The sequence below is a fragment of the Yersinia thracica genome, assembly GCF_902170565.1.
GTDB lineage: Bacteria > Pseudomonadota > Gammaproteobacteria > Enterobacterales > Enterobacteriaceae > Yersinia > Yersinia thracica.
In genome coordinates this window covers 1-17,403 of sequence record NZ_CABHXX010000065.1, presented here as the reverse complement: position 1 = coordinate 17,403, position 17,403 = coordinate 1, and the positions used below count along the sequence as shown (strand labels likewise).

The window sequence follows — 17,403 nt, the reverse complement described above, 5'->3', positions numbered from 1 at the left end:
AGTATCAAAATAATTTATACGGTTAACTATAGGCGGCTGGTTTGAAAAGGATATTGGGTTTTATTGATGGAGTTGGTGCAGAGAATTGAAAGAGTGGTATTTTTTATCAACATCAATCGCCGCCATCCCCTCGGCGGCCTCCTGCCGCCACTTAGCCACCAATGCTTTGCGTCCGGAAAGACCCAACTGATGAACAATTTCCGCGGCTGCACGCCCCTGCTGCAAATATTGCCGCAAGGCGGGAAGCGGTAATTCTGTCTGCAACAGCTTTTTTTGCAACAACAGCCGCTGTAACGCGGGCAAACTCGCCTCTAACGGGCGCAAAGCAAAAGCAAAACCGGCCAACTCCCGCCAATCATCATTATTTAAGGTGATATCAGGTTGTTCTGGCGGGAGTAAGGATACTGGCGTTTCCAGACCAATCCATTGCTGCAACCAATACCAATCGCGCTCTAATTGCTTCCGTGCGGCCTCACAAAGCATTTCCCCTGCCGGACTGAGGGGCAGCATAGCCATTGCCGCGTAACAGCCGCTACTGGCTTCTTTATGGCTGCCCATGCGCACCAGTTGAAAACCGCAGGCGCGCCAAAAGCACGCTAATTCTGCGGTATAGCCAAAACTGACCGAAAGAAAATCCAGCTCTTCTCGCTGCGCATGAGCTTGTTCGGCAGCAATCATCTGCCGGGCAATCCCTTGTTGTCGCCAGGATGGCGCTACCGCAACGCGACTAATTCGTCTGGATAATAAGATCGGTGCTTGCCATTGCCCGCTGTGAGCGGCCAGCGATTGCGCCACCAAACTGCCCTTTGGCCGCCGCCTGCCCGCCCAAACATCGTGCGCTAATCGGCTATCCAGCCCGCCCTCATCCACCAGCCACAAAGCGCCTATTACTGAATCCGCCATCTTTGCGGCAGAAAAATGCATGCCCGGCGCATCCATCAAACGCCGTAAATCCAGCGGGGTGGTGCGGTAATGGGCGCTGGAAAGCAAACCGTAAAAACGGCGCAATAGCTCGGGATTATTCAACCAATCAGACTGTTTACAAGCAGAGATCTCGACCTGTGCATTGGCGGAAGCGGTCGGCGGTAAGTCATCATTCACCCAGTCATCATTAAACAACATGATGTCGTCGATAATCTGCTCCAGTGGGTCATGGCTGGCCCAGCGGATCGGGTTGGTCAATGTTAAATGATGCCAATCACTTAGAGTCGCGCAAAACTTTAATAAAAATCCGCGCCCGGTGCCTTCATAGCCTTGCACCGTGGTGGTTAATAATGCCCGTGGGAAGTAGGCCAAAAGCGCCGACAGTAGCGCGGTTGGGATGGCGGCGGCTTCATCAATCAATAGCCAGTCGACATCACTGACATCATTGCGCTGACAGAAATCTAGCAGCGCATCTGGTGCCCAAAAACGCGCGCGCTCTCCGGCTTGCTGGCTTAATACTTGAGTTGCTGCCTTGCCCGGCCCGGTGACCCAGCACTTGCCCGACCACTGCGCCACCAGCATACCCGCCAGTGTCGACTTACCGCGCCCACGTGCCGCCGTCAGCACCCACACACCTTGCCTGGCCTGCATCAAGCGCTGAAGAATATTCTGCTGTTCTGCGGTGGGCGTGCCGTCAGGTTGCCGCCAATTTGGGCGAATATCAAACTGCATTTCTGGTGGCAACTGCCCCTGCTGCCACAAAACGACATCGGGAGAGGCCAGAAGTTGGCGCTGTAGATGGCGGATAAAATTCGGTGTGGTGATTGGGGCACTCTGCTCACTCCAACGCAAGCTGTCGGCATCGGGTAAAAGTGGCCAACTGCCCCACTTGGGCACCAACATCACCAACCAACTGCCAGCCCGCAATGCCCCGGCCAATACCGCCAGCGCTTCGGTATTCAGGCCATCGCTGGCATCAAATACGCCGTGTAGCCCCTCCAGCCCCAACAAAGTTTTGGCCGCACCAGGCCGGATGCCATTAATATTGGGCGGCAGAGATTCACCAACCCACCACCAATCTCCGGGTAATTGATCGGACAGATTTATCGCCTGCTGCCGCGCCCAATCAGCACTGCCACTGAGCACCAGTAAACGCCGATGCCCCTGCTGCGCCATCAGCGCCTGGCTGGCGATAATGCCGTTGGTCACCTCAGGATTTACCGATAACCAATGAGAGTAATCCGGCGGCAATCAATGGCCCGACCGGTACACCGCGGAACAGGGCCACGCCCAACACGGTCCCGACCAATAACCCCGCCACCACAGAGGGTTGATGAGTCATTAGCGAAACACCCCGACCACCGAGCCAGGACACTGCCACCCCGACCACAATGGCTAAAATAGATTTCCACTGAACAAAGGAGTGCAGCACTTCACTGGCACTGATTTTCCCACTGGCAATCGGTGTCATCACGCCAATAGTGAGAATCAATATGCCGATGGTTAAACCGTATTTTTCTATCCACGGGAAAAACTGATTCAGCGGAGTAATACGCACCGCGATTAATGTCAGAATAGCGAGTGTGACAGTCATGTTGTGGCTGATAATGCCGAGTGCAGCCAGCCCCAAGAGGATTAATAAAGTGGGATCAAGAGCGGCCATAGTTATTTTGCCTTACCATAATAGTTATCCCTGCCTTGCAATGAAATACCGGCGATGAATGCGCCGGCAAAAAGTTTTCTTATAATAGTCTCTGCTTACGTGAGGTTCTAGCGCTATTAGCGGGTGGCAAAAGTGTTGCAGTTATTAGGGTCGCCACTGTCGAACCCCCGTTTAAACCAAGTATAACGTTGTGCTGAAGTACCATGAGTGAAGCTATCTGGCACCACCCGCCCTTGGCGTTGTTGCTGTAATCGGTCATCACCAATGGCCTGCGCGGCATTCAACGCTTCTTGTAAGTCACCGACTTCCAACACATTTTGCTTTTCCATCGCTTTGCCCCACACACCAGCAAAGCAGTCGGCCTGTAATTCCATTTTGACTGACAGGCGATTAGCTTCTGCTTCAGAGACACCCTGCTGCTGTTGCCGCACTTTGGTGTCAATGCCCAACAAATGTTGCACATGATGCCCAACTTCATGAGCAATCACATAGGCTTGGGCAAAGTCACCGTCCGCACCCAGTTTGTTTTTCATATCTTCATAGAAAGATAAATCGATATAAACCGTGCTGTCCGCCGGGCAATAAAATGGCCCCATCACCGACTGACCGGTGCCACAGCCGGTACGGGTTGCACCACGATACATCACCAGTTTAGGCTCCTGGTAGTTGCGCCCCATCTTTTGAAAAATAGGTTTCCAGGTATCTTCGGTATCAGCCAGTACCACGGAGGTAAATTTGGCATATTGGTCATCTTTGGCGCTGACAGCGCTTTGCGAGCGAGGTTGAGTCTGGGTTTGAGACATAGGGTCACTGCCATTTAGCAACGGCGTCAAATCAACGCCATAGTAACCCGCCACCAGCACCACGATGAGGATGACAAGGCCGCCTTTGCCGCCAATGGGTGGCCGAAAACCGCCACCACCGCCAGAAGAATCACCCCGTTTGTCTTCTACATTGTCACTTTCGCGACGACCTTGCCAACGCATAGCTTTGCCTCCAGATATATTCCTTATGTATTATCCTAGGAAATCTGCAAGGCAAATACCATTAAAAGCATAAATGATTAATGCTGCGGGGAGAATAAGAAGAATAGGGGGAGATAATAGGGGGAGATAGAGGTTATCTCCCCTTAAAATGATTACGTCAGAGAAAACGTAATCGATTGCGCAGTTAGTCTAATTTTACGCCGATACGGTGCGCAACTTCTTCATAGGCTTCAATCAAACCACCCAAACTTTGGCGATAGCGGTCTTTATCCATTTTGTTCAGGGTTTTCTTATCCCACAAACGGCTGCCATCAGGAGAAAACTCATCCCCCAACACCACTTCACCATTGAACAGGCCGAATTCTAATTTGAAGTCCACCAGGATTAAACCCGCATCATCAAACAGCTTGCTCAGCACGTCATTGGCCAAATAGCTCAGTTCTTTCATCCGCGCTAATTGTGCTTCTGTCGCCCACCCAAATGTTTTGCAGTAAGACTCATTGACCATCGGGTCATGCATGGCGTCATTTTTCAAGAACAAGTCAAACAGCGGTGGATTCAGTTCCAGACCTTCTTCGATACCCAAACGCTTAACCAAAGAACCGGCGGCACGGTTACGGATAACACACTCAACCGGGATCATTTCCAGCTTTTTCACCAGCACTTCGGTGTCTGACAGCAAGCTTTCCATCTGGGTTGGAATACCGGCTTGTTCCAATTTAGCCATAATGAAATGGTTAAATTTGTTGTTTACCATGCCTTTACGATCGAACTGCTCAATGCGCTGACCATCCAGTGCTGACGTATCATTACGGAACTCCAATACCAACAGGTCAGGGTTTTCGGTGGTATAGACGGTCTTCGCCTTGCCACGATACAACTCAGCTAGCTTTTGCATCTTATTACTCCAGTAATGTGAGAATGTAACTTGCCATAAAATAACTAAACCCTAAATAATTCGAGCTGCAGGAAGGCGGCAACTGAGTAAATCCCGATGAGTTGACGTGAGCCAATGATTCGGGTGACAGCTTCTATTAATACTTAGCGCCGGGAGCAGATTTGAACGCTGCTTGCAGCGGCCTCCACGAGGCGAGGCCCACGGATGGGCCGAGTAATGAACGTAGCCAACGCATATGCAGCTTGAAGTATGACGGGTTTAAAGGGGCCGAAGCCCCTTTGGTTTTAGTTGGTACTTGTCGCACTGGTCTGGCTAAGCGCCGCCTGGAACACTGCGACCAGCGCATCATTCTGCGACTGAGTCAGAGGCTGCCCTTTAGGGCCGATGAACTGTAAGCTACTGCGGTTATCAAGATCACCGACTTGTAGCTTATAATCACCGGTTGGCAATTCTGGGTCTTTAGCACCCAACGCATCCCAGCTACTGCTGCTCATGGATTTACTGGTCACGTTAATTGTACCCAGTGGACGGCTACGGTCAGTAACCTTCATGCCGACTTTCTCAAGCGCGGCTGGTAGGCGTTCCCACAGCACAGCATAAGGGGCGCGAACAATCAGTTGCGGTAAGCCAGTATCATCGCTACCACTTTGAACATCCAAAGTACCGACTTTACGTGCCGCCTGACTGCTTTCGCTATCAGAACGCACCTTATCCAAACCTTCGATAATGGCATTCAGCATTGCGCCATTGTAGCGCTGGATTTCGGTATAGCTGGTAACCGGTTTGCCACCTTGTTGTAATTCAAGGGATTTCACCACCAGAGCTAACTGATAACCTTGCTCCTGCACACTTATCTGATAACGGCCTTCAAACTGGACGTCTTCATCTGCGCGATTCCATTTAATCCAATCAGTTGTCAAGGTTTGGCTGGCATCCTGACGGCTGGCGATCGCCCAGTTTTTATCCTGTAGAACACGAGTAACCTGCACCCACAGATTACGATTTTGCGGGCTATTTTCTAACAATAGCTTGCTGGTATCGTTAGCATTTTCAGCGCGAGAGCCGCTTAACAATGCTAATGGTTGTACCGGAGGACGAATGTCCAACTGTTTGCCCACCGCGCCCTGAGTGTTGACGGAACGGATATCAAAATCACCATTTTGTACCGGCAAAATCATCCCGGCTGGTGAGTTCAGCGGCTTCAGCGCCGGAGCTTCAAGATAAGACTCGTCACCACTAACCTGGCGTTTATAGCGTTGGTCGGTGGTACAGCCTGCCAGCAACATCGCCAGCGAAACCCCCACAACCGTTACCACCGTCGACTTTTGCAATGTTATTGCCATCAAATTTCCCTAAGAGTTACAGCAAACCTGCGCTTTTCAGCGCGTCTTCCACAACCCGTTGAGCCGGGTCAGTCAGTGGGGTCATTGGCAGACGCAGAGTGTCATTCGCCATTAATCCCAGCTTCTTCGCGGCCCATTTCACCGGAATTGGGTTTGCTTCTACAAATAAATGCTGATGCAACGGCATCAAGCGCTGATTCAAACGGCGTGCCTCTGCAAAGTTACCCTGTGCAGCCAATGCGCAAAGTTCAACCATTTCACGCGCAGCAATGTTTGCTGTCACCGAAATAACCCCTTTGCCACCCAGTTGCATAAAGTCTAAACCGCTCGCATCGTCACCACTGAGCAGGATGAAATCTTCATCATCAACCAGCACTTGGATCTGACTTACACGACTTAAGTTCCCTGTTGCTTCTTTAACAGCAACAATATTTTTAATCTTAGCTAAACGGGCAATGGTCGGCGGTAACATATCGCAACCGGTACGCGATGGCACATTATAGAGAATTTGTGGCAAATCGGTACTTTCAGCAATCGCTTTGAAGTGCTGGTATAACCCTTCCTGCATCGGGCGGTTATAATACGGCGTTACCGTCAAGCAACCCACCACACCGGTATCATTGAACCGCTGTGTGAGAGAAATCGCTTCGGAGGTGGCATTAGCGCCAGTTCCGGCAATGATTGGAATGCGGCCATCGGCCAGTTCGAGGGTTTGCAAAACCACATCGACATGCTCATCATGATTTAGTGTTGCTGACTCGCCGGTCGTGCCGACGGAAACAATCGCCGCAGTACCACTGGTCACATGATAATCGATAAGTTTTTTAAGGCTCGCGCGATCGACAGCACCTTTGTTGTCCATCGGCGTTATCAGTGCAACTATGCTTCCGGTAAACATTCGATTTTCTGTAAATTCTGGACTTCCCATAAACATTGCCCACCCACTCCTTAAACAAGTTCCTCATGGTACTTTTGACCTCTACCCAAAAGCAAGTAAACAACTGTGTTGTAAGCGCTTGGCAGCAGGTTTTTTTTATGTTTACCATGGTAACCCCAAAGAGCATGACAGGAAGAGCGATTTTGCCGCAGCTTGAACATTATCTGGTCATTACCGCACTCGGTGCTGACCGCCCTGGAATAGTGAACACCATCACCCGCCATGTCAGTAGCTGCGGTTGTAATATTGAAGATAGCCGGCTGGCCATGTTCGGTGAAGAATTCACCTTTATTATGCTGCTTTCAGGCAGTTGGAACGCCATCACCCAACTGGAATCAACCTTGCCGCAAAAAGGCGCAGAGCTTGATTTGCTGATTGTGATGAAACGCACCAATGCGCAAAATCAGAAAGCAATGCCTGATACCGTATGGGTTAAAGTTGAAGTTAATGATTCCCCCCATATTATTGAACGGTTTACCAATCTGTTCCATTGTCACAATATGAATATTGCGGAGTTGGTTTCCAAGACTCAACCGGCTGAAGGTGACATTCCTCCTCGATTACATATCCAGATGAGTGCCCACAGTCCCGCTAGCCAAGACAGTTCAATAATCGAACACGCTTTTTATCAGCTATGTACAGAACTCAATGCACAAGGCAGTATTAGCGTTGTGAACTATCCACAGCATGACTCACGAATGGAGAGTTAGTAATGAGCCCATTGAAAGCCGGTGATATTGCGCCAAAGTTTAGTTTGCCCGACCAAGACGGCGAGCAAATTAGTTTGGCCGACTTCCAGGGACAACGTGTCTTGGTCTATTTTTATCCGAAAGCCATGACACCTGGCTGTACTGTTCAGGCCTGCGGTCTGCGCGACAATATGGATGAATTGAAAAATGCAGGCGTTGAAGTGCTGGGTATTAGCACCGATAAACCTGAAAAGCTGTCACGTTTCGCCGAAAAAGAGCTGCTGAATTTCACTTTGCTGTCTGATGAAAATCATGAAGTTGCAGAGCAATTTGGTGTCTGGGGCGAGAAAAGCTTTATGGGGAAAACCTACGACGGCATCCATCGCATCAGCTTCTTAATTGGTACTGATGGCAAGGTGGAACATGTGTTTGATAATTTCAAAACCACCAATCACCACGATATCGTTTTGGACTATTTACGCCAAAGTGCTTGAGTGATTAGTTAGCCAGAAGAGCAAAAAAAGAGCGCCAAGGCGCTCTTTTGAGGTTATTGACAAAGTGCTCGCAGCGGTGAAAACCGGCAGATCGTAAAGACGCCGTAAAATCGTCCCTGATGGCTCGAGCCGCGCCATCCCTGGCGCGGACGCTTTACTCTTCTGCCCGTCCTCACCACCCGATATCGAGTCGTCGAGGTTTGTCAGCAGTCTGAAAAGAGCGCCAAGGCGCTCTTTTTATTGACCCAAGATCAATCGGCTTCAGGAATAAACTCTTCCGGCCAGGCATGAATAACGGCTTTGACCAAAGTCGCCAACGGGATGGCAAAAAATACCCCCCAGAAACCCCACATCCCACCAAAAATGATCACTGACAAGATAATAACCAGTGGATGCAAATTCACGGCTTCCGAGAATAACACCGGCACCAGCAAGTTGCCATCCAGCCCCTGCACCACCAAATAGGCGACAAAAAGCGTCCAGAAATCTGCACCAATCCCCCATTGGAATAACGCCACTAACACCACCGGAATGGTCACAATCACCGCGCCAATATATGGAATCAGAACAGAAAAACCGACCAACACCGCCAGCAACAGGGCGTAATTCATCCCCAGCACGAAGAACACCAAATACGTGGCGATGCCAACCACCACCATTTCCAGCACTTTTCCGCGAATATAGTTGGTAATCTGTTGGTTCATTTCCAGCCAAACCTGACCCGCCAAACCCCGGTTACGCGGTAAAATACGGCGCACGGCATTCAGCATTTGTTCTTTATCTTTGAGCAGGAAAAACAGCATCAGCGGCACTAAAATCAAATAGATAGCCAATGTCAGTAAACCGATTAATGAAGCTAGCGAGATTTTTACCACTGACTCGCCCATACCAGAGAGCTTGCTGCGCAGATTCTCCGCCATCATATCGACAATACCGGCATCCACCAATGCGGGGTAGCGCGAGGGTAATGTTTGAGCAAACGCATTGAATTTATTCAGCATTTTCGGCATGTCTGACATCAGATTATTGCCCTGTTGCCAGACGGTGGGAGCAACAACAAACACCGCCAACAACGCAATACCGCCGAACACCACCAACACAATACTGGCCGCCCACGGGCGCGAACAACCAATACGCTGTAACCGAGCCGTCGGCCACTCTAACAGATACGCCAGAACAATCGCCGCCAATAGCGGAGCTAAAATACCGCTAAAGAAGTAGAGAATACAGAACCCAGCCAACAGAATAACCAGCAACGCGATAACCTGTGGGTCGGTAAAACGACGGCGATACCATTGTAACAACAGCTCTAGCATCCGAAATTGCTCCTTAAGTACCATGAGGAACCCGCAGATTGGGGAATTCCTTAAACAGCCCCATCATACAGAGGCATAACCCGAAGGTCAGTTTTACGCGCCAGCCGTTTCTTTATCGCCATTGCCTTAGCCGCCATTCCTTTATATAACTATTTCTTTATACCTATAGGCTGACTAAGATAGTTGCGAGTCTCAGTTAGGGATGATGAGCTTAACCTTTGACCTATTTAAGACTATTTTTGTGATCTAGTTCGCTTCCGTGATGATTGTACTGGAGAGCACTGCAAGGAAGAAGAACTCTTACACATCTCGGAGTCTAATTGTCATTACATCAGTAGGGGCAACCTCGTTTATGACATATCAGCTAAGTAAAACAGATCAGTTAAACAAAACAGGTCGGTTAAATAAAACTGGCCGGGTCAGTAAGACGGTGATTGCTACGCTGCTCAGTAGCTTACTGCTTACCGGCCCTATAGCTGTCAATGCTGAGACACAGACCCAAGACCTGCTGCCCGACATCGGTACTTCAGCGGGTGCAACATTAAGTATTGATCAGGAAAAAGCCATGGGGGACTTTTATGTCCGCCAGATGCGCGCCAGCGCGCCACTGATTTATGACCCATTATTAACACAATATATCAATTCGCTGGGTAACCGCTTAGTCGCCAATGCTTATTCGGTGCGTACACCATTTCATTTCTACTTGGTGAATAACGATCAAATAAACGCCTTTGCATTCTTTGGCGGCAATGTGGTGCTGCACTCGGCCCTGTTCCGCTATACCGATAATGAAAGCGAACTGGCCTCGGTATTAGCCCATGAAATATCGCATGTCACTCAGCGCCATCTGGCGCGAGCAATGGAAGAACAGCAGCGCATGGCCCCCCTGACGTGGGTGGGTGTGCTAGGGTCTATTCTGCTAACAATGGCCAGCCCACAGGCGGGCATGGCGGGCTTGAGCGGTACATTAGCCGGTGCTCAGCAAGGGATTATCAGCTTTACCCAAGGCAATGAACAGGAAGCCGATCGAATTGGCATTCAAGTGCTACAACGTTCAGGGTTTGATCCACAAGCGATGCCGAACTTCCTGCAAAAATTAGCCGATCAGTCGCGATATGCATCCAAACCACCGGAAATGCTCTTGACTCACCCATTACCCGACAGCCGATTATCTGATGCGCGTAACCGGGCTAATCAGATGAAACCGCACCCGATTGCCTCGTCGCAAGATTATTTGTTCGCCAAAGTTCGTATTTTGGGCATGTATGGTTCGACCGAAAATAGCCTGACGCCCGATCTATTGGAAACCCTGAGTAAAGGGACGACGCGCGAGCAATTGGCCGCTAAATACGGCCAGGCCATTTTATGGTACCAGGCCAAAAAATACGATGAAGCCCGTAATCAGTTACAACCGCTGTTAACCCAACAGCCGGGCAACATTTGGTTCCTCGATTTAATGACTGATATCGATTTGGGGCAAAATAAAGCCGCTAGCGCCATTAGCCGCCTGCAAGCCGCAACAGCCAATCTGAAAGATGAGCAGCCGGTATTACAGCTGAATCTGGCTAATGCTTATGTTGAGGGCGGAAAACCGGCAGAGGCCATCAAAATCTTGCGCCGTTATACTTTCAGTTATCCAAATGACCCTAACGGCTGGGATTTATTGGCACAAGCGGCGGCGGCACTGGGCCTGCGCGATCAAGAACTGGCTGCGCGTGCAGAAAGCCTGGCATTGAGTGGTAAATTGACTCAAGCCATTGGCTTGCTCAGTGATGCCAGTGCTCGGATGAAGTTAGGGAGTTTAGAACAGGCTCGCTATGATGCCCGCATTGATCAGTTGCGCCAATTGAATGAGCGCTTCCGTAAATACCAGAAGTCCTAAGGAAAGTTACTATGAAAGACGTCACGATTTACCACAATCCGCGTTGCTCCAAAAGCCGGGAAACACTCGCATTAGTCGAGCAACAGGGCATTCAACCGCAAGTGGTATTGTATTTAGATACCCCGCCCTCGGTGTCGACGTTAAAAGAATTACTGCAACAGTTGGGCTTCAGTGACGCCCGCCAATTGATGCGCACCAAGGAGGAACGCTATAAGGAGTTGAATCTGACAGATAACACGCTGACACAAGAGCAATTGCTGCAAGCCATGAGTGATAACCCGAAGCTTATCGAGCGCCCAATTGTGGTTTATCACGGCAAAGCGCGTATTGGCCGCCCACCAGAGCAAGTATTGGAAATCTTGAAGTGATTTAATCAGTAGTTATGATTTAATCAATAGTTAAAAGATAATGATTGAACGAATGCGAGGCTGCTTATTCGTTCAATATCTATAATCCGAGGATCTCTTTCACAAAGGGGATGGTCAGTTTGCGCTGCGCAGTAATAGAGGCGCGATCAAGCTGATCCAACGTCATAAACAGCGTGCGCATTTCCCTGTCCAGGCGCTTTAGCAGAAAACGGCCAACATCTTCCGGTAATTCAAAGCCCCGCAATTTGGCGCGCAATTGCAAAGCTTGCAATTTTTCATCATCTGACAAGGGCTGCAATTTGTAGATTTGCCCCCAATCAAGTCGGGAAGCCAAATCAGGTAAACCGAGATTCAACTGCCGCGGTGGGCGATCGCCGGTAATCAATAAGCGGGTGCGCCCTGTTTCTACAATGCGGTTATAGAGATTAAATATCGCCATTTCCCACTGTTCATCACCAGCAATGCACTCAATATTATCAATACAAATCAGAGCCAATTGCTCCATGCCATCCAACACTTCCGGCACAAAATAAGCGCGTTTATCCAGCGGGACATAACCTACCGCCTCACCTTTTTGCGATAACTCAGCACAAGCCGCATGCAACAAATGACTGCGGCCACCGCCTTCGCGCGACCAGAAATAGATATAACTGCCATGAGACTGGTGAACAGCAGACTGGATCGCCGCTAATAGGGATGGGTTCTCCCCCGGATAAAAACTAGCAAAAGTTTCATCATCGGGAAGATAGAGTGGCAGTGAAAGCTGTGCCGGCGTATTCAGAAGCACCTCAACCAACAAAACGGGCGGGAAAACATGGCAAGTTTACCACAAAAACTGGCTACAGCATAAAAACCTGATCTGCGGCGAAAAACTGGCCGAACCAACAAGCGCGGCTCGACCAGCTATCACTTTATTTGAGTGTCGGCTCTTCTTCCGTGGCCTCAATAATCTCTTCTTCAGTGCGGATCAAACTGATCACCTTGAACAGCAGACTCAGGCCGATACCGACCACTGTTGCCAGCGCCATGCCTTTCAGTTCAGTTGCACCAATATTCACTTTCGCGCCACTCACCCCAATGATCAGGATGACGGAGGTTAAGATCAGGTTTTGTGCTTTGTTGTAGTCAACTTTTGACTCGATCAACACCCGGATACCTGACGCCGCAATAACACCGTATAACAGCAGTGAAACACCGCCCATAACTGGCACCGGAACAGCTTGAATTGCCGCCGCCAACTTGCCAACACAAGAGAGCATAATCGCCAGAATCGCAGCACCACCAATCACCCAAGTGCTGTAAACACGGGTAATCGCCATAACCCCGATATTTTCACCATAAGTAGTATTCGGTGTGGAACCGAAGAAGCCGGAAATCACGGTCGAAATACCATTGGCAAACATTGAACGGTGCAGGCCGGGATCACGAATTAAATCCTTTTTCACAATATTCGCCGTTACCACCAAATGCCCAATATGCTCGGCAATCACCACCAATGCGGCGGGCAAGATGGTCAAAATGGCAAACCACTCAAAACGCGGGGTATAGAATGTCGGTAAAGCAAGCCAATGGGCGTCACGAATAGGGGTCAAATCAACCACGCCCATCACAAATGACAAAGCATAGCCCACCAACACACCAATCAGAATAGGGATAATGGCGAAGAAACCGCGGAATAGCACCGAGCCAAGAATGGTCACCCCCAAGGTCACCATTGAAATGATGATGGTGGTGGAATCGACGGTCACTCCTTCGGCAGGCAGCAACCCCGCCATTCCCGCAGCCACGCCAGCCAATTCAAGGCCGATAACCGCAACAATCGCCCCCATCGCCGCGGGCGGGAAGAGCACATTCAACCAACCGGTACCGGCTTTTTTCACAATCAGCGCCACCAGGCAGAACAGCACGCCGCACATGATAAAACCGCCCAGGGCGACTTCGTATCCCAATGGCAACAACAGTAATACCGGTGAAATAAAGGCAAAACTGGAACCCAGATAAGCGGGGATTTTTCCCTTACAAATGAATAAGTAAAGCAAGGTCCCGATACCGTTAAACAGCAGTACTGTCGCCGGATTAATTTTAAACAGAATAGGAACTAAAACAGTGGCACCAAACATCGCAAACAAATGTTGGAAACTCAGGGGGATTGTCTGGAGCAACGGTGGACGCTCGCTGACGCCAATGGTGCGACGGCTCATTTTCTCTATCCTCTTCAATGGTGTGATTTATGCTAAAAATTATTCAAAAAAAAGCCGACTATCGAGTCGGCTATCTAAAGGTTATTCCAGTATGCGGTAATGAGCGCAGGCAGTTTGGACACGGACAGCGCACAGAAACCAAGAGCGTACACCATGACCTTGTAAATCATAAGTACGTGAGGATTTCGAGCACTGCCCAGGTTCAAAATGGCAAACGAATAGCATAATGGTGTGACCTTTTATTTGGTTCCGAAAATCTTATCACCGGCATCACCCAATCCTGGGATAATGTAGCCGTGTTCATTTAGGCCTTGATCGATAGAAGCAGTGTACAGCTCGACATCTGGATGAGCGGCTTCCAGTGCTTTAATACCTTCAGGTGCAGCAACCAACACCAACACTTTGATGCTCTTACAGCCAGCATTCTTAAGTAAATCAATGGTCGCAATCATCGAACCACCGGTTGCCAGCATCGGGTCAACCACCAGCGCCATGCGTTCATCGATATTTGACACCAGCTTCTGGAAGTAAGGTACTGGCTTCAGAGTTTCTTCATCACGATAGACCCCTACCACACTAATACGCGCGCTAGGGACATTCTCCAAGACCCCTTCCATCATGCCCAAACCGGCACGTAAAATAGGCACTACCGTGATTTTCTTACCTTTAATCTGTTCAATCTCAACCGGCCCATTCCACCCTTCGATGGTGACTTTTTCAGTTTCTAGATCGGCGGTTGCTACATAAGTCAGTAAACTTCCCACTTCAGACGCTAACTCGCGAAAACGCTTTGTACTGATATCATTCTCACGCATCAAACCAAGTTTATGTTTTACTAGCGGGTGTTTCACCTCAACGATCTTCATTATTTTTCTCCTGGTTAGGCGACTGGCGGCCAAAAAAATCGCGAGATTATACCGCCTTTTTTTTTGAACACCACAATGAATAGCCTGATTCAGATCAATAGAAAATCATTATTAAGTCAAGCAAGCTAAAAATCAGCGTGATATCACAAGCCACTCGCAAACGTTTGCCTGCGCTGTTAGAATTGTCGCGTTTTCTTTAAACCGCCAACCGCCGTGGGGACCTCGCAGTGACCAACAAAACCTCTCTCAGCTATAAAGACGCAGGTGTAGATATTGATGCCGGCAATAACCTTGTTGATCGCATAAAAGGTGTGGTTAAACAAACTCGTCGCCCAGAAGTGATGGGGGGATTGGGCGGGTTCGGTGCCCTGTGCGCTTTGCCACAAAAATACCGTGAACCTATTCTGGTTTCAGGCACTGACGGCGTCGGCACTAAGCTGCGTCTGGCGATGGATCTGAAACGCCACGATACCATCGGTATCGATTTGGTCGCCATGTGTGTCAACGACTTGGTGGTCCAGGGTGCTGAGCCACTGTTTTTCCTTGACTACTTTGCGACCGGTAAACTGGATGTGGATACTGCCGCCAGTGTGATTACCGGGATTGCCGAAGGGTGCAAACAGTCAGGTTGTGCGCTGGTTGGGGGCGAAACCGCCGAAATGCCGGGGATGTACCACGGCGAAGATTATGACGTTGCAGGCTTCTGTGTCGGCGTGGTCGAAAAATCTGAAATCATCGACGGCAGCAAAGTCGCGCCGGGCGATGCTCTGGTGGCTTTAGGTGCCAGCGGCCCGCATTCCAATGGCTATTCACTGGTGCGTAAAATTCTGGAAGTCAGCAATACCTCTCCAGAACAGACCCAATTAGAGGGTAAATCTCTGGCCGACCATTTGCTGGAACCGACCAAAATCTATGTAAAATCCATTCTTAGCTTGATTGAGCAACTTGATATCCATGCTATTGCTCACTTGACCGGTGGCGGCTTCTGGGAAAATATCCCACGCGTATTACCACAAGGAACTCAAGCAGTTATTAATGAAAAAAGCTGGCAGTGGCCCGCAGTATTTAGCTGGTTGCAAGAAACCGGTAATGTTAGCCGCCACGAAATGTACCGCACATTTAACTGTGGCGTCGGCATGGTTGTTGCCTTACCTGCGGAACTGGCAGATAAAGCGGTTGAGTTGCTGACCGCCTCCGGCGAAAAAGCCTGGAAAATTGGTGTCATTGCTGCGGCGGCCGAGGGTGCAGAGCAAGTTATTATCAATCCATAATATTGCTGCCCCTGCAATTTCAAGGACTAAGGGTATTACCCAAAGTCATTGAAGTTGCAGCCAGGCTACAAGACAACACCCCTGCAACTTCAAGTCCGAAGGGTATATGAAAAAAATCGTGGTATTGGTTTCAGGCCAGGGCAGTAACTTACAAGCACTGATAGACGCCCAGCAGCAAGGGCGTATTCCAGGCGAGATTAGTGCTGTTTTTAGTAATAATCCGCAAGCTTATGGGTTAGAGCGTGCTGAATTGGCGGGCATTGCACACCATGCAATAGATGCCAAATCCTATGCCTCGCGTGCCAGTTTCGACCTGGCATTAGCGCAAGCCATTGATGAATATCAGCCCGATTTAGTGGTACTGGCGGGTTATATGCGTATTCTCAGTCCTGAGTTTGTTCAGCATTATGCTGGCCGGATGTTGAATATTCACCCCTCACTCTTACCGAAGTATCCCGGCTTGCATACCCATCGTCAAGCATTGGAAAACGGCGATCTGGAGCACGGTACTTCAGTCCATTTTGTGACGGAAGAACTGGATGGCGGCCCGGTCATCCTGCAAGCCAAAGTCCCGATTTTCAGTGATGATACTGAAGAGGATGTGGTCGAGAGAGTCCAAACTCAAGAACACAATATTTATCCGTTAGTGGTCGGTTGGTTTACTGATGGCCGTTTAGCAATGCGCGATAATGCAGCTTGGTTGGATGATAAGCCTTTGCCACCACAGGGTTATGCGGCTGAATAACTCCAATAATTTTGGGAATGGGCATTAACTAAAAGCGATTGATATAATATTCGCATTTTTACCTGTCTATTATCGCTCAAAACAGGCGCTCAGGTTATAATTCCTCTGGCAGCAGCCGCTGTCGTCATATGAGGAATCAGCATGTCTACCACTAGCAGCGTCCGGTTACGTCCATTGGAACGGGATGATCTGCCGTTTGTACATCAGTTAGATAACAATGCCAGCGTTATGCGCTATTGGTTTGAAGAGCCTTATGAGGCTTTCGTCGAGCTGTCTGATCTGTATGATAAACATATTCATGATCAAAGCGAACGCCGCTTTATTATTGAAAGCCAGGGGACAAAAGTCGGTCTGGTTGAGTTAGTTGAAATTAATCACATTCATCGCCGTGCTGAGTTTCAGATTATTATCGACCCAGCCCATCAAGGCAAAGGTTATGCAGGTTCAGCAGCAAAGTTAGCAATGGAATACGGTTTTTCCGTACTGAACCTCTATAAACTGTATTTGATTGTGGATAAAGAAAATGAGAAAGCGATTCATATCTACAGCAAATTAGGCTTTGAATTGGAAGGCGAGTTAAAACAAGAGTTCTTTATCAATGGTGAATATCGCACTGCAATTCGTATGTGTATTTTCCAACCACAATATTTGGCTAAATATAAAACGCCTTCGATAAAGAGTGCTTAACTTGTTGGGGCCAATGGCCCCAACATAGACTTACATTTTAATTCAATACATATAGTTTAATTTAACACATATAGCTTAATTTAATATATTTAACAATGTGATATTATCGCTTTCATTAACTTTATCTACATTC

Annotated in this window: 17 protein-coding genes; 7 read left to right on the top strand and 10 right to left on the bottom strand. The window is 49.0% G+C overall.

The features are described from left to right. Positions 1 to 60: 60 nt before the first annotated feature. The 6 genes from FTA91_RS07340 to dapA form a co-directional block, all read right to left on the bottom strand. Complete coding sequence (locus FTA91_RS07340) at positions 61 to 2,133, bottom strand: tRNA(Met) cytidine acetyltransferase TmcA (RefSeq protein WP_328592878.1); 2,073 nt, start codon at positions 2,131 to 2,133, stop codon at positions 61 to 63. Between the two features lies 1 nt (position 2,134). Continuing rightward, positions 2,135 to 2,587 carry a DUF441 domain-containing protein gene (locus FTA91_RS07335; RefSeq protein ID WP_050112514.1) on the bottom strand — a complete coding sequence of 151 codons (453 nt, stop codon included), beginning with the start codon at positions 2,585 to 2,587 and terminating at the stop codon, positions 2,135 to 2,137. Between the two features lie 116 nt (positions 2,588 to 2,703). Then, positions 2,704 to 3,573 carry a KPN_02809 family neutral zinc metallopeptidase gene (ypfJ, locus tag FTA91_RS07330; protein WP_145535288.1) on the bottom strand — a complete coding sequence of 290 codons (870 nt, stop codon included), beginning with the start codon at positions 3,571 to 3,573 and terminating at the stop codon, positions 2,704 to 2,706. A 184-nt stretch (positions 3,574 to 3,757) separates the two neighbouring features. Beyond that, positions 3,758 to 4,471: a phosphoribosylaminoimidazolesuccinocarboxamide synthase gene (gene purC / locus FTA91_RS07325; protein ID WP_050112512.1), complete on the bottom strand. Its 714-nt coding sequence runs from the start codon at positions 4,469 to 4,471 to the stop codon at positions 3,758 to 3,760. A gap of 284 nt (positions 4,472 to 4,755) precedes the next feature. Next, complete coding sequence (gene bamC / locus FTA91_RS07315; protein WP_050112511.1) at positions 4,756 to 5,814, bottom strand: outer membrane protein assembly factor BamC; 1,059 nt, start codon at positions 5,812 to 5,814, stop codon at positions 4,756 to 4,758. Between the two features lie 16 nt (positions 5,815 to 5,830). Next, a complete protein-coding gene (dapA, locus tag FTA91_RS07310) occupies positions 5,831 to 6,712 on the bottom strand; it encodes a 4-hydroxy-tetrahydrodipicolinate synthase (RefSeq protein ID WP_050112870.1) in 882 nt (293 codons plus the stop codon). 182 nt (positions 6,713 to 6,894) lie between these two features. Here dapA and FTA91_RS07305 point away from each other — a divergent pair, with 182 nt between their 5' ends. Together FTA91_RS07305 and bcp are read left to right on the top strand one after the other, a co-directional pair. Next, a complete protein-coding gene (locus FTA91_RS07305) occupies positions 6,895 to 7,461 on the top strand; it encodes a glycine cleavage system transcriptional repressor (protein ID WP_050112510.1) in 567 nt (188 codons plus the stop codon). 2 nt (positions 7,462 to 7,463) lie between these two features. Next, positions 7,464 to 7,934 carry a thioredoxin-dependent thiol peroxidase gene (gene bcp / locus FTA91_RS07300; protein ID WP_038635170.1) on the top strand — a complete coding sequence of 157 codons (471 nt, stop codon included), beginning with the start codon at positions 7,464 to 7,466 and terminating at the stop codon, positions 7,932 to 7,934. 251 nt (positions 7,935 to 8,185) lie between these two features. Here the strand turns inward: bcp and FTA91_RS07295 are convergent, their stop codons facing one another. After that, positions 8,186 to 9,250 (bottom strand): AI-2E family transporter, encoded by a 1,065-nt coding sequence (locus FTA91_RS07295; protein WP_050112509.1) that lies wholly within the window; start codon positions 9,248 to 9,250, stop codon positions 8,186 to 8,188. Between the two features lie 352 nt (positions 9,251 to 9,602). Between FTA91_RS07295 and bepA the strand changes: the two genes are divergently transcribed. Next, positions 9,603 to 11,132, top strand: a complete 1,530-nt coding sequence (gene bepA, locus FTA91_RS07290; RefSeq protein ID WP_235896833.1) for a beta-barrel assembly-enhancing protease — start codon at positions 9,603 to 9,605, stop codon at positions 11,130 to 11,132. Positions 11,133 to 11,143: 11 nt separating this feature from the next. Next, positions 11,144 to 11,500, top strand: coding sequence for an arsenate reductase (glutaredoxin) (gene arsC / locus FTA91_RS07285; RefSeq protein ID WP_145535297.1), 357 nt, complete (start codon positions 11,144 to 11,146; stop codon positions 11,498 to 11,500). 79 nt (positions 11,501 to 11,579) lie between these two features. Here arsC and hda read toward each other — a convergent pair whose 3' ends face one another. From hda to upp, 3 genes are all read right to left on the bottom strand, one after another. Further along, complete coding sequence (gene hda, locus FTA91_RS07280; RefSeq protein ID WP_032820160.1) at positions 11,580 to 12,287, bottom strand: DnaA inactivator Hda; 708 nt, start codon at positions 12,285 to 12,287, stop codon at positions 11,580 to 11,582. Between the two features lie 124 nt (positions 12,288 to 12,411). Then, on the bottom strand, positions 12,412 to 13,701 hold the full coding sequence (uraA, locus tag FTA91_RS07275) for a uracil permease (RefSeq protein ID WP_004391282.1): 1,290 nt from the start codon (positions 13,699 to 13,701) through the stop codon (positions 12,412 to 12,414). A 239-nt stretch (positions 13,702 to 13,940) separates the two neighbouring features. Next, complete coding sequence (gene upp / locus FTA91_RS07270) at positions 13,941 to 14,567, bottom strand: uracil phosphoribosyltransferase (RefSeq protein WP_038635186.1); 627 nt, start codon at positions 14,565 to 14,567, stop codon at positions 13,941 to 13,943. Between the two features lie 227 nt (positions 14,568 to 14,794). On the opposite strand from upp, the gene purM reads away from it, so the two are divergent. The 3 genes from purM (at position 14,795) to speG (ending at position 17,270) form a co-directional block, all read left to right on the top strand. Then, on the top strand, positions 14,795 to 15,838 hold the full coding sequence (purM, locus tag FTA91_RS07265; protein WP_050112504.1) for a phosphoribosylformylglycinamidine cyclo-ligase: 1,044 nt from the start codon (positions 14,795 to 14,797) through the stop codon (positions 15,836 to 15,838). Between the two features lie 106 nt (positions 15,839 to 15,944). Next, positions 15,945 to 16,583 carry a phosphoribosylglycinamide formyltransferase gene (gene purN, locus FTA91_RS07260; protein WP_050112503.1) on the top strand — a complete coding sequence of 213 codons (639 nt, stop codon included), beginning with the start codon at positions 15,945 to 15,947 and terminating at the stop codon, positions 16,581 to 16,583. 141 nt (positions 16,584 to 16,724) lie between these two features. After that, positions 16,725 to 17,270, top strand: a complete 546-nt coding sequence (gene speG / locus FTA91_RS07255) for a spermidine N1-acetyltransferase (RefSeq protein WP_038635191.1) — start codon at positions 16,725 to 16,727, stop codon at positions 17,268 to 17,270. Positions 17,271 to 17,403: the final 133 nt, after the last annotated feature.

What these genes read in the sequence shown, in the direction of transcription:
- bcp (WP_038635170.1), top strand. Translation starts at nt 7,464, where the DNA reads ATGAGCCCATTGAAAGCCGGTGATATTGCGCCAAAGTTTAGTTTGCCC.
- upp (WP_038635186.1), bottom strand. Translation starts at nt 14,567, where the DNA reads ATGAAGATCGTTGAGGTGAAACACCCGCTAGTAAAACATAAACTTGGT.
- FTA91_RS07335 (WP_050112514.1), bottom strand. Translation starts at nt 2,587, where the DNA reads ATGGCCGCTCTTGATCCCACTTTATTAATCCTCTTGGGGCTGGCTGCA.
- bamC (WP_050112511.1), bottom strand. Translation starts at nt 5,814, where the DNA reads ATGGCAATAACATTGCAAAAGTCGACGGTGGTAACGGTTGTGGGGGTT.
- ypfJ (WP_145535288.1), bottom strand. Translation starts at nt 3,573, where the DNA reads ATGCGTTGGCAAGGTCGTCGCGAAAGTGACAATGTAGAAGACAAACGG.
- purN (WP_050112503.1), top strand. Translation starts at nt 15,945, where the DNA reads ATGAAAAAAATCGTGGTATTGGTTTCAGGCCAGGGCAGTAACTTACAA.
- speG (WP_038635191.1), top strand. Translation starts at nt 16,725, where the DNA reads ATGTCTACCACTAGCAGCGTCCGGTTACGTCCATTGGAACGGGATGAT.
- FTA91_RS07295 (WP_050112509.1), bottom strand. Translation starts at nt 9,250, where the DNA reads ATGCTAGAGCTGTTGTTACAATGGTATCGCCGTCGTTTTACCGACCCA.
- dapA (WP_050112870.1), bottom strand. Translation starts at nt 6,712, where the DNA reads ATGTTTACCGGAAGCATAGTTGCACTGATAACGCCGATGGACAACAAA.
- uraA (WP_004391282.1), bottom strand. Translation starts at nt 13,701, where the DNA reads ATGAGCCGTCGCACCATTGGCGTCAGCGAGCGTCCACCGTTGCTCCAG.
- purC (WP_050112512.1), bottom strand. Translation starts at nt 4,471, where the DNA reads ATGCAAAAGCTAGCTGAGTTGTATCGTGGCAAGGCGAAGACCGTCTAT.
- bepA (WP_235896833.1), top strand. Translation starts at nt 9,603, where the DNA reads ATGACATATCAGCTAAGTAAAACAGATCAGTTAAACAAAACAGGTCGG.
- arsC (WP_145535297.1), top strand. Translation starts at nt 11,144, where the DNA reads ATGAAAGACGTCACGATTTACCACAATCCGCGTTGCTCCAAAAGCCGG.